This window comes from Nostoc sp. (genome assembly GCF_036917395.1).
Classification (GTDB): Bacteria; Cyanobacteriota; Cyanobacteriia; order Cyanobacteriales; family Nostocaceae; genus Nostoc.
Genome location: NZ_JBALDI010000042.1, coordinates 45,330 through 57,153 on the forward strand (window position 1 = coordinate 45,330; position 11,824 = coordinate 57,153).

General features: G+C 41.7%; 14 protein-coding genes. All 14 read right to left on the reverse strand.

Annotated features, from left to right (window positions below; translation table 11 throughout):
* Window positions 1-241: 241 nt before the first annotated feature.
* The 14 genes from V7K46_RS14700 to V7K46_RS14765 all read right to left on the reverse strand — a co-directional run bounded on the left by V7K46_RS14700 (window position 242) and on the right by V7K46_RS14765 (window position 11,755).
* Window positions 242-961 (reverse strand): DUF4079 domain-containing protein, encoded by a 720-nt coding sequence (locus tag V7K46_RS14700; RefSeq protein WP_335114262.1) that lies wholly within the window; start codon window positions 959-961, stop codon window positions 242-244.
* Window positions 962-1,191: 230 nt separating this feature from the next.
* The gene (locus V7K46_RS14705; RefSeq protein ID WP_335114264.1) at window positions 1,192-2,856 is read right to left on the reverse strand and encodes a glycosyltransferase family 39 protein; all 1,665 of its coding nucleotides are present in this window, start codon (window positions 2,854-2,856) and stop codon (window positions 1,192-1,194) included.
* A 239-nt stretch (window positions 2,857-3,095) separates the two neighbouring features.
* Window positions 3,096-3,881 carry a GNAT family N-acetyltransferase gene (locus V7K46_RS14710; protein WP_335114266.1) on the reverse strand — a complete coding sequence of 262 codons (786 nt, stop codon included), beginning with the start codon at window positions 3,879-3,881 and terminating at the stop codon, window positions 3,096-3,098.
* A 403-nt stretch (window positions 3,882-4,284) separates the two neighbouring features.
* Window positions 4,285-5,205 carry an NAD(+) kinase gene (locus V7K46_RS14715; RefSeq protein WP_335114268.1) on the reverse strand — a complete coding sequence of 307 codons (921 nt, stop codon included), beginning with the start codon at window positions 5,203-5,205 and terminating at the stop codon, window positions 4,285-4,287.
* A gap of 6 nt (window positions 5,206-5,211) precedes the next feature.
* The gene (gene nuoK / locus V7K46_RS14720; RefSeq protein ID WP_006199065.1) at window positions 5,212-5,517 is read right to left on the reverse strand and encodes an NADH-quinone oxidoreductase subunit NuoK; all 306 of its coding nucleotides are present in this window, start codon (window positions 5,515-5,517) and stop codon (window positions 5,212-5,214) included.
* A 59-nt stretch (window positions 5,518-5,576) separates the two neighbouring features.
* Complete coding sequence (locus tag V7K46_RS14725) at window positions 5,577-6,191, reverse strand: NADH-quinone oxidoreductase subunit J (protein WP_335114270.1); 615 nt, start codon at window positions 6,189-6,191, stop codon at window positions 5,577-5,579.
* A 140-nt stretch (window positions 6,192-6,331) separates the two neighbouring features.
* Window positions 6,332-6,916 (reverse strand): NAD(P)H-quinone oxidoreductase subunit I, encoded by a 585-nt coding sequence (gene ndhI, locus V7K46_RS14730; RefSeq protein WP_273763572.1) that lies wholly within the window; start codon window positions 6,914-6,916, stop codon window positions 6,332-6,334.
* Between the two features lie 94 nt (window positions 6,917-7,010).
* The gene (gene nuoH, locus V7K46_RS14735) at window positions 7,011-8,129 is read right to left on the reverse strand and encodes an NADH-quinone oxidoreductase subunit NuoH (RefSeq protein WP_335114272.1); all 1,119 of its coding nucleotides are present in this window, start codon (window positions 8,127-8,129) and stop codon (window positions 7,011-7,013) included.
* 354 nt (window positions 8,130-8,483) lie between these two features.
* Window positions 8,484-9,620 carry a citrate synthase gene (locus V7K46_RS14740; protein WP_335114274.1) on the reverse strand — a complete coding sequence of 379 codons (1,137 nt, stop codon included), beginning with the start codon at window positions 9,618-9,620 and terminating at the stop codon, window positions 8,484-8,486.
* 107 nt (window positions 9,621-9,727) lie between these two features.
* Complete coding sequence (gene sixA / locus V7K46_RS14745; protein ID WP_335114276.1) at window positions 9,728-10,222, reverse strand: phosphohistidine phosphatase SixA; 495 nt, start codon at window positions 10,220-10,222, stop codon at window positions 9,728-9,730.
* A 148-nt stretch (window positions 10,223-10,370) separates the two neighbouring features.
* Window positions 10,371-10,637, reverse strand: coding sequence for a hypothetical protein (locus V7K46_RS14750; protein WP_335114278.1), 267 nt, complete (start codon window positions 10,635-10,637; stop codon window positions 10,371-10,373).
* A gap of 29 nt (window positions 10,638-10,666) precedes the next feature.
* Entirely contained in the window at window positions 10,667-11,071 is a 405-nt protein-coding gene (locus tag V7K46_RS14755; RefSeq protein ID WP_335114496.1) for a PIN domain-containing protein, read from the reverse strand.
* A 5-nt stretch (window positions 11,072-11,076) separates the two neighbouring features.
* Window positions 11,077-11,346 carry a hypothetical protein gene (locus tag V7K46_RS14760; RefSeq protein ID WP_335114280.1) on the reverse strand — a complete coding sequence of 90 codons (270 nt, stop codon included), beginning with the start codon at window positions 11,344-11,346 and terminating at the stop codon, window positions 11,077-11,079.
* Between the two features lie 214 nt (window positions 11,347-11,560).
* Window positions 11,561-11,755, reverse strand: a complete 195-nt coding sequence (locus tag V7K46_RS14765; RefSeq protein WP_335114281.1) for a UPF0175 family protein — start codon at window positions 11,753-11,755, stop codon at window positions 11,561-11,563.
* Window positions 11,756-11,824 lie beyond the last annotated feature (69 nt).

Genomic DNA, 11,824 nt, shown 5'->3' on the forward strand with positions numbered 1-11,824 from the left:
TTGTGCAAAAATTGCCAAAAAGCTTAATTTATTGTAGAAACGTAGTGGCTTGCCGCAGGCTACCACCATCTCTGCGAGAGGCTTCCGCCAACACGCAGCCTCTCGCAGAGAAGCCAGTGCGTTGCGGGAGTTCCCCCCGTTGTAGCAACTGTCCAGGCACAGAGAGAAGGAAAAAATGCTTAACTTAACTGTATTAGGTTTTGTACATGGTTTTTCTCATTTGTGAGAAATCCAGGTTAGTTCACTTTGGTGCTTGGGAATTTGGCGTTGGACAAGTTTTATTAGCAAAATCACACTGATAAATATATGGTTCTTGCCAACTCAGAGGAATTTCTAATAAGTCTCGCGTTCCTGTCATGCCTTGTCCAATAAATAGCAACAAAGCAATACAGTTTAAAACCGTATGGACGATGCGCCAGCGATTGGACTTATCTTGATAAATATCTTGAACAATTGCTAATGAAAAAATCATCAGCAATGCTGCGGTAATACCAATATAATAATGTGACCAATACCACTCATTCGTCAGGCGGTATACTCCATCCTGACAGCCTATAATTACTAAACCTGCACCAGTTAAAGTTGCAAAAACTGCCCGCCACAACCGCTGCTTTGCCCGATAAAGAAATACTAAAGAGGCGATAGTAGCAGCAAACATTAACACGATAAAAATAACTTTAAAAGGTGTTTTATTCCACAATTGATTTTTGATAATATTTTTGCCAATAGGATAGCTTAATCCGATTAGAGTTAGTCCGACAACTGCACTTGTTAGTCTTTCACCTAACTGCTTATGTTCTCCACCCACCACTGGAGGAATTTTGCTCTTACTCCCGGCTAAAATTTGCAATCTGCGTTGGCGTGTTTGCCAAGCAAAATTAACCACTGTACCGATGAGTGGAAATACGAATATAATTGCGATCGCTGGATGTAAAAGACCAAGAAAATCTGTTAATTGCATACAACACCTTTCAAGGAATCATTAAATTAATATCAAATGACAATATAAAATATCGTTCTGTCACTTAAATTAATTTCAGATGAGAATCTGTTTAATATTTATTTTTGTTATTCTTAGATTATTTTAAGAAAGCAAGTATTTTAATATTTTCTAAAAGATTATAAATTTCATGAACAATTTTTATGCCGATCCGCATGAAGCATCTAATGTTTAGCTTCCCACGCTATCTATCAACTGGCAGATAACTTATTATTAGGTGGGATATTACGTCGGCGCAACTTAGAAAATTTAGTCAATTTCCAAACCGAATAATAGTTGTCACTGTAAACAACATCTGTCTTTACTTTATACTTTTTTTCGATTTTTTCGCGCCAAGTATCTGAAGGATTGAATAAAAACACATCAGCAAACCCATCAGGAATTTTGGGAACTTTTTGGTTGTTCACCAACAGAAATCGCACTTTTGGTTCCAAAAGATAGCTCAGAGAAAAGACATTCCCATAGTTGTCGCCTAAAGCATCACTAATCAAAAGTGGACGAGTCGTTTGGTTGATGATTTGGGCAACTTGGGGATTGCCATAGCTCATACCCTTATTCCACCAAGTTTCTGCCTGGGAACTCACCTTATAAGAAATTAGACCACAAATAATTACTAATGCCATGATTATGTGCCAAATGCTCCGGCGTGACACGTTCCCATTATATAGTTGCGTAGTTAGTAGGTAAGCAACAGCCAGTTGGATTCCTAAATAAGATGGTATTAAATATGGTTCCCTAGATGATCGTGTACTCCCAGCAATTAAATCTGACAGTATTAGGGGTAGTGCTGGCACCATAATTAATATGATGATAAACAACCAGACTTTATAATTAGTTGTTTGACAAAGAAAATAAATTGAATATCCTACCAAAATTAAAAATAATGATGTAATAAAATAGCCTATAGGATTGTCTAAAGTAAGGTCTATATCAAAAAAAATCCGGCTCAACTGCATCAGCAAAAATGGAAATATAGGCATTAAAGATGATTGCGTTGTTATCTTATCTGCTGAAATCAAAAATTGAAAAAAGTCGCCCATCACAATTGTTATCCAAGGCATGAAAGCTAAAAAACCTACCAGTGATGCTAACAGATAAGTTCTAACAGTTCCCGTTAACTTAAATTTGGCGATGCTCATTACATAAATTCCGTGAGCAACTGCTACAAATGCACTCCAAAGAAATGTATAAAGACTGATGGCTAAAGTTACTGCATAAATGCTCCAGATAGCGAATAAATCTGGTCGTTGTCGTTCTTTTACTAGCTCATCTTTGTCTTGTGATTCCAGCCGCATTGCTCGCAGCAGAGACGCACTGGATAGTAATATGGTGACTAACCAGAGAATATATTCTTGTGCTTCTTGAGCGTATACTAGGTGAATTGGAGAAATTGCCATGAGTGCGATCGCTACACCAGGAACTGATAACGGCACATTAAATAATTCTCGGCATAGCCAATAAACACAAGGGAAAACCAGCAAACTAATGAAGACAGATAAACTTCTAATAGCCGTCACCGAATTACCAAAGATTTCCATCCACAATCTGGCTATTATGTAATAAAGCGGTGGATGGTGAGAATCTTCTTTTGCCAAAGTCATGATTGTGTCATTTAAGTTTTTTTGTTGATTTGCACCTTGAAACTGGGCAAAACTTTCTCCAGCAATGACACGATCATTAAAAATTTGCTGTTTTACTTCAGTTATTGTGTAACCAGAAATTCGTAATGAGGTATAAGTTTCATCATGCCAGTAAACTTTGCTATCAAGGTTAAAAAAGCGAAATAATATACCCATCACTAATAAGAAAATAATTAAAAATCGCAACCAACTCGGAGCAAATTTGAGATGGCGCATAAGTAGTTTTCCTAAGAACTTGTCTAAAATAATCCAGTAAGCAAAGAGGATTATTGGAACTCTTGGGACAACCCCATATCTAATATTGGGGCTTGTAATATGGACACCTTGTATCTAGCACTACGTGTCTTTACCCAAATCTTTTTTTGTCTTCTATATTCTTACAGTCCGTATATGCAGACTTTGTTCTTATAGCCGCGACTGAGCGCCATTAGGGAAAAGGATAATTTTTACAATATTTAGTAACGCCATCTAGCAAAGTCTTTGGTATTAGATATAGCTAAAAAATCAATAGTCTTAAAGTGTCGATCAATAGCTGGAATACTGCATATTTTAGCTCCAATATTCAAGTATGCCTGCAAAATTTTGGGAATTTCAACATTATATGAATCTGGGAAATTTTGAGGCATTTCTAAACAAGATTGTGAATTTGGATAAACCAAAATACTTGGATGCATCAAGCCATTCTGCTGAAAATAATCATAAGCGTAAGTAGCTTGCCACGGACATTGTGTTAGTAATGATGCACAGCCAAAGAAATATTGATTTCTACTCCAGATCAGATAATTTGCTAGCCCTTTCCATAGTAGTAAAAGTGCCTGACTGTTGCGGTATTCTTTAGCTATACATGCACGCCCAACTTCAACTGATACCTGAAGCACAGAATTGGGAATTGCATTAAGATTAAATATATCGGCAGCATCAAAACCTAATCTTTGAGAAGCCATTGTATAGGTTTGCATCCGATAAGTTCCAATGGTTTTACCCGTTTGTTTGGAGATCAGGATTAAATGATGGCAAACTGCATCAAACTTATCTATATCCATCTGGGTAAAGTTAGAAGTAGAGAATCCCAACCCTAGTTCAAGATTAAAAACTTCAAAGCGCAACCGAAAAATTGATTCTAATTCTTCTTCAGTTGACGCTAGCCGTAGGGTATATTTTTCAGTTTGAAGGACAGGAAAATCTTCAAGAGGGGGAGGAGGATTCAGTGAGTAATTGATGTTGCGTCCAGAAACTTCCATCTATCTTCCTACTTAGATTTACGAAAATATCCTACTAGGATTTAAGCACTATACAAATAGCTCACATTATGCATTAATGTGTCGAAGCGTGATTGAGACGGTTTTCGATAAAAGAATCTCTAGAGAGCTTTTTTACTCTCTTGGATTAGGGGTAGAGTGCTTTTATTATGGACATTAATTCCCCAAAAATCTGGCAATAAGATACAAAATTTTCTTTTGATATCCGCTATAAATGCAAATCAGCAAAGAAAGTCAAAATCAGGGCAGAAAGCCCCCGGATAAATCCAGGGGCTTGGATAATTTTGGTTGCGATGTGCTTTTGCTTTGGGCATTGCGTAGACATCGCCTATGGTGGGCGGGTACGCCATCGCAATCTCCGGTAAATGCACTCTAAAATACTGAATTAATTACGGTGATTATTGCTGTAGTGAACCCTTGTACCTGCCCAAAGCAACTTCTCTCGCAGCGTCTGATAGTAGGAATTGTTCTCGCGCAAAATAATAAATTTAGCCCGACAATCTGCCATTCGCACATCAACGTGGTGTCCTGGCCAAATTGAAGTCCCCAAAACCCCATCTGTCCACAGCTTGGTACTCAAATCGTAATCCCCCAAAGGCCAAATACTCACCACAGAACCAGGGGGTAAAACCAGGGGGCGACTAGAAAGGCTCATCGCACAAATAGGAGTGATGGTAATCGCCTCCATACCATCATGCATAATTGGCCCATTGGCAGAAACGGTGTAACCAGTAGAACCTGTGGGAGTAGCAATGATTAACCCATCCCCGACGTATTGATCGACTACCTCACCGTCGATTTCCATTTCCAGAATTGAAGTAATCATCCGGTCAGCGGAGGCTGGTTTGACACAAAATTCATTCAAAGCCAGGTAATGCTCACTTACTGGCTCCAAATTAGACCCATGACCCTCGTAGACAGCAGCTTGTAACATCATCCGTCGTTGGATAGCATAGCGATCCTCAAACAGTCGATCCCAAACTTTCTCCGTATCCTGAAACTCCTCCACTGACTCAGTTAAAAACCCCAGATGACCTCCCACATTCACTCCCAGAATTGGGATGCCAGCTGGAGCTAAATGTCTGGCACTGGTTAAAACAGTACCATCGCCACCGAGTACCAAAGCGAGATCGATTGGTTGAACCGCCGAAGCCAAAAAGACTGGATAGGGGTTGTCTTTCGGCCCGCTAGGCCCTATCAACACATGGCACTGGCGACTTTCTAGTTGTTTAGCACAGACTTCTGCCCATTCTTTACTCTGGGCATCCCGCGCTTTATAAGCAATGATTACCTGCTTGAGTTGCACGCAAAATTACCACTTCAGGAGATTAAACTGCTCCATATCGACGGTATCGCGGTTGCGATAAATGGCAAGCACGATCGCTAAACCCACCGCCGCCTCGGCCGCCGCCACGGTAATCACAAATACTGTGAAAACCTGACCCTTAATTAATGTTGAGTCGAGAAAGTTGGAAAATGCCATTAAATTCAGATTAACAGCATTGAGCAGTAACTCAATTGACATCAGCACCCGCACAGCGTTGCGGCTGGTAATTAAACCGTAGATGCCGATGCAGAATAAAGCTGCTGCTAGTAATAAAAAGTACTGGAGTTGCATGAATCTGGGTATCCCACCTGTAAAAACTGGCTTTTTCTCTGCGACTGAGGTCGCAAATCTTACTCTTTTGTTTCGCTGGTTGTTGATACCAGTTCTCTGGGGCGTTCTTGCAAAGTTAAAACAGTTTGCGGCAGTTCGGATAGCGTCACTTGATCTGGCAAATACTCGCGACGTGCCAAAATAATTGCTCCTACCATCGCTATCAGTAGCAAAATGGAAGCCAGTTCAAAAGGCAATAAAAAGTCAGTGAAGAAATGCTCTCCAATCAAAACTATAGAACTTTCACCACCCACCACAGGAGCAGTTGAGTAGGCCCAAGGAGTAGCCAGCACCATCGTACTTAAAAGAGCAAACAATCCTACACTGACTATACCCGTTAGTACTTTCCGCACCCAAGAGTTCGGAAATGCTACAAAATTCTGCCGCTTGTTCACCAACATAATGGCAAACAAAATCAACACGTTAACCGCCCCAACGTAAATCAGTATTTGTGCAGCAGCAACAAAATCAGCATTTAGCAACAGGTAGATTCCCGCTATGCTGATGAACACGCCCCCCAGCATAAAGGCAGAATAGACGATATTGGAGAACAGCACCACGCCAATGGCCGCCCCAATCATCATCACGCCCAGTATGCCAAGCGATACAAACTGTACTCCTTCCGCTAGATTCACTGTTTTTTGTCCTTAGTCAATCAATTTTGGATTTTAGATTTTAGATTTTAGATTTTTGTTTTAATCCAAAATCACTAATCACAAATTTGCATGGTCATTGGTCATTGGTCACTAGGAAAAGGACAAATGACAAATGACATTTATTTTTCTGTTTGTTCCACAAGGTCTTCTGGACGCGCACCCGCACGTGGCGCATCCGCAGGCAGTCCGTGGGGTTCGAGGACGCCCTTGGGTAGGTAAACTAGTTCGCGTAGTGGTGTAACCATTGGGTCATCTGTTACCTTGTAAGGCAAACGACCCAGCGCCACGCTGTCATAGTTCAATTCATGGCGATCGTAAGTGGAAAGCTCATACTCTTCTGTCATGGATAGACAGTTAGTGGGGCAAAATTCCACGCAATTACCGCAAAAGATACAAACTCCAAAGTCAATGCTGTAGTGGTTAAGTTTTTTCTTTTTGCTGGCTTTGTCGAATTCCCAATCTACTACAGGCAGGTTAATCGGACAAACGCGAACACAAACTTCGCAAGCGATGCACTTATCAAATTCAAAGTGAATTCTACCGCGAAACCGTTCGCCAAGAATCAGTTTCTCGTAAGGGTACTGTACGGTAATCGGACGCCGCCGCATGTGGTCGAAGGTAACAGAAAGTCCCTGACCAATGTAACGCGCAGCTTGTACCGTTTCTTTGGCGTAATCACCAACTTGTTTCAGGAACTTTAGCATTTTGTGTCTCTCTCTTTTGGATTTTGGATTTTGGATTTTGAATTTTAGATTTCAGACTTAATCCAAAATCTAAAATCTAAAATCTAAAATTGGTTTACCCGCCAAAGGCGAAGGGAAAGGCTAGTTTCAGGGCGGCAGTTAATAGGAGATTAGCCAAGCCAACTGGCAATAAAAACTTCCATCCTAAATCTAATAGTTGGTCAATCCGTACCCGTGGCACTGTCCAGCGCAACAGGATAGCGACAAATACTAGTAAATAAGCTTTGAACACCGTCATCGTGATCCCCAAAGCCGCAGTTACTATCTGGAACACAGGATTTAGTTCACTGACTCCCAGCCAACTAGCGATGAGGTTGAGGGGAAGGGGAAAGTCCCAACCACCCAGGTAAAGAATTGCTACTAGTAGGGAAGAAAGGATCAAGTTAACGTAGGAACCCAGGTAGAACAGACCGAATTTCATGCCTGAGTATTCAGTCTGATAGCCTGCTACGATTTCTTCTTCCGCTTCAGGTAAGTCAAAGGGTAATCGTTCGCATTCAGCTAAGGCGGCTATCCAAAAGATCAGGAAACCGACGGGTTGTCGCCAAATGTTCCAGCCCAGGATGCCATAGCCAGACTGTTGATTGACAATATCAACAGTGTTGAGGCTGTTAGACATCATAGTGATCGCTAACACCGCCAATGCCAAAGGAATTTCATAACTAATAGATTGCGCTGCTGCCCGCAACCCCCCTAAGAGGGAGTATTTGTTATTAGATGCGTAGCCAGCCATCAGCAAGCCAATCGGTTGAATGCTAGACAAGGCAATCCACAAGAATACGCCCATGCCCACATTGCTAATTACGATATTCTGCCCAAAGGGAACGATCAGGAACGACAGAAACACCGGAATTACAACAATAATTGGGCCGAGGGTAAACAGCCAGGGGTCAGACTTGGCTGGTACTATATCTTCTTTAAATACCAGCTTCAGACCATCCGCTACAGGTACCAGCAACCCAAAAGGTCCCTGGTATTCTGGTCCAATTCGCTGCTGTGCTGCGGCAGAAATTTTCCGTTCTAGCCAAGTAGCAACTAATACCCCCACTGTTGCCCCAATCAGCATCAGTATCATTGGCAGGGGCATCCAAATCGCTTTGGCTGTTCCTGCTGGTATACCTAAATCCCGGAGGGATTCAATAAAAGTTCCTTGGAGGTCAATTCCTGAATTCATGTTTCCGCTCTTTAAGACATCGAGTTATGGTGAGTTACAACTATTAGTTGAATTAATACCTGTAAATTCACCCATTTATAATTTTTGCTGTGATGACGCTTAATTGAAGATTTGTTGCCAATTCCCATGCCTAGTATATCGTTGGATGGTTTGAGCACCCTGAAGCGAGATGAGAACTTCTACTTATGGTTGGCATTGAGATTGGCTATCAAGGGGACAAGGGGAGAGTATATATTTCAGGACTTAGGCAGTGATGCGATCTGTGAAGACCGCCCAAACAGCGCATAGTATATCGGGCATTGGTTCGATTTTCCATGCCCTGTTTGGCCAATGCCCTGTTTGCCCAATGCCCAATTAACGTTGGTCAATGGGGGTATAAGAAACTTCGTGGTGACCGTTGTAAACCTGGGTAGGACGGAAAATCCGGTTTTCTGCGAGTTGTTCTTTCCAGTGGGCTAACCAACCGGCAACGCGGGCGATCGCAAATATTGGTGTAAACAAGTCTGTGGGAATACCCATCTTTCTATACACCAAACCAGAGTAAAAGTCAATATTGGGATAAATCCCTTTGCTACCGAGTTTTTCCTCTACCACTATTTCCATCTTTTGGGCAATGTCATAGAACTTGTCATGCCCAAACTTTTCAAACAGCTGTTCTGCTAGACCTTGTAAGATTGTGGCTCGTGGGTCTTTCACTTTGTAAACACGATGTCCAAAGCCCATAATCTTCGCTTTGCGTTGCAGAAGCTCCTCCACATAAGGACGTACATTTTCCACAGAGCCAATTTCTTCCAACATCTGAATCACTTCTTCATTAGCTCCACCATGCAGGGGCCCTCCCAAGGTTCCCACAGCACTAGCAACCACAGCGTAAGGATCAGTTAAGGTGGAAGCTGTCACCCTGGCACTGAAGGTGGAAGCATTCATTGTATGCTCGACCTGAAGTATCAAGCAGATATCAAAAATCCGCGCCATTAGAGGATCGGGTTCTTGCTCATTGAGCATGTATAGAAAGTTGGCGGAATAGTCTAAGTCATCACGGGGACGCACCGGGTCATTGCCTTTTCGCATCAGTTGGAACGCAGCTACCATCGTGGGAATGGTTGCTATCAAGCGCACCACGGAATCTCGAATGTAGGCAGGATTATGTAAATCGCGGAGCGAATAAAACAAGCCTAAAGCAGCAGCAGAGGCTTGCAAGGCATCCATTGGATGACCGCTTTCTGGAAAGCATTTCATCATGTCCCGAATGCGGTATTTTATTCGCCTGTGGTAACGAACTTCATGCTCAAATGTTTCCAGTTGTTCCTTGCTTGGCAGTTCACCCCAGATTAAGAGATAAGCAGTTTCTATGAATGTACTTTTTTCTGCTAGTTCTTCAATCCGGATGCCACGATATTCTAGTATTCCTTTTTGCCCATCAACATAGCTGATACTTGATTGGGCGGCGGGAATGCCTTCTAAACCAGGCTTGTATTCGCACACCATCATGGCAACACCATTTGCTTTTTGAAATATCTGATCAAGCTAACTTACCAGAAATTATTGTCGCCATAACAGTAGCCCTTCTAACAACAATCGAAAATGTTGAAAAACTGTTATAGCAGGTACTTGGGTGGTGTCAACCAAAACATCTGACTCCGACCCAGAGGAGAACCTGTTTCTGGTAGTTTTATCCCAATCATACCTGCTTTTTTCAAGACTAAGCTTGCTTTGACTTCCCCCCATAGGAGAATTTCTGCCCAATTGCTCAAATCAGGTTCGTGTCCAACCAGCGCCAGTTGGGTATTTTGGGAATAATTCCTTGGCTCTAACCAGTCTTTTAGCCAACTAGAAATTTGACCATCGTGGGCAAGGTGGCTAGATTCCTCTAACTGGGAGCTTAGTTTTTCTGCTATAAGGATTTCAGCCGTTTGGCGGGCCCGCACTAAGGGACTGGTGAGAATCAAATCAAAGCTTAAACCCAATTTAACAAGTTGCTGGGCAACTTTCTCAGTTTTTTGCCGTCCTTCTTTGGTAAGGCTGCGCTCCTCATCCTTGATGCCTAATCCCTTGTCTTCAGCGATGCCATGACGAATTAAGTATAGTTCCATACTTTGAATTTTGTTAGCGTAGCGGGGCGTAGCCCATACTTAGTTAGGATTTACGTCTGGTGTGAATTAATCTATCCTAATCTTAATCATTATTACGTATTCGTTGATCTGCTATCTATTTAGAATATCAGTATCAACGATGGTTGAATTAGTCATCTGACTTTGACCACTCATTTTCTCGAACACCACGCACCCAAGCAGTGCTATCAGCTAAATCTTGGCGATGTCTACGACGGGCTACGCCTACGCTCCACATCCCAATAAAGCTATCATTTATCAAGTCAATATCAGCCGACTGAGAGGCAGATTCAACTGCTGCATATCTTTGTCGCAAAAAGGCAATAAAGTCAATTACTTGACGCTGTGCTTCCGCAGGAAGGGATAAAAACTCATTTAACAATTTTTGCTGTGGCATTTTTATACCTCTCAGAAAAATAAACTCACTCAAATTAGCGTTGTCAAAAACTCATCTGGCAGCATTGCCGGAACTGAAGAAGCTACAAAATCGGGTGTGTTTCGCGTCACAATTATTTCTAAACCTGCCGTAAGCGCCGCAGCACTCGTTACTGCATCCTCAAAATCCTTAATTGGGCTATTCAAAGCTTGCCGAATAACTTCATCTGTCACGCTGGCAACTTGAAGGTGCTGCAATAACTTTGCTAATAGTTCACGCGCTACTTCATTACCAACTTTACGACGCAGAATATAGAAAATATTGGTTACTGCATGACCTGAAACATAACCTTGTACTTGATTCTGCATTACTGTATTTAACGCTCTTGCGGAAGCTATAACAAATGGTTGACGCTGTGCCCAAATATCGAGCAACATATCGCTGTCGAACAACACCCGTTTCAACCGTATTTATCCTCTAAATAATCCACATAATTTTCTGTTGGATTTTCTTCTCTTAGCTGGATTACACCTATTAAACTCTGAGTCCGGGGGTCAAGATCGGTTAAAGGTTCTAAGGTTGGAGTGCCAGGAATAGACAATAGGGTTTCTTGTTGAATTGATGCTAGAACAGACTGAACTAAATGCCAACGTTCTTTAATGGATAATTGCAGTACTTGTTTTTGTAGTTCTAGCAATGTCATCAATTTTGATAATTCTTGCTGTGTCATTGTTATACCTCTCAAAGAGCATAAATGATCAACATTTTAACGCTAGATCAAAAATGTTAAATTAGCGGTCTAACGGTACAATTCAGCAGAGGTAGACAACTTGGCAACTAGACCAAAAATTTTCCTCAGTATCGCATTCTTCCTTCACAAATAACATTAGGCATGAACTAAATCTTCAATCAGTTCAGCCTCCGTGAGTTTGAAGGTGCTAATGTCATATTTTGCTAGTTGTGAAAGTAATAAAACTTTGGGAATACCCGCTTGCGTTAGCTGCTGCTTTTGAAGAGAGTTTGCTAAGTTTGTATAACTTCATAGCAGCAGCGAGAAGTACTTCACCTTGTAGCTGTTCTGGTTTTACATTCAGAGCCAATACAGTTTCTTCTGGAATAGTCAAAGTGAGTTGGTGCATGATAATATCTACGCTGCTTTGTTTAGGATTAGAATAACGCGCTCATATAACCAAACACTTTGACTCCAG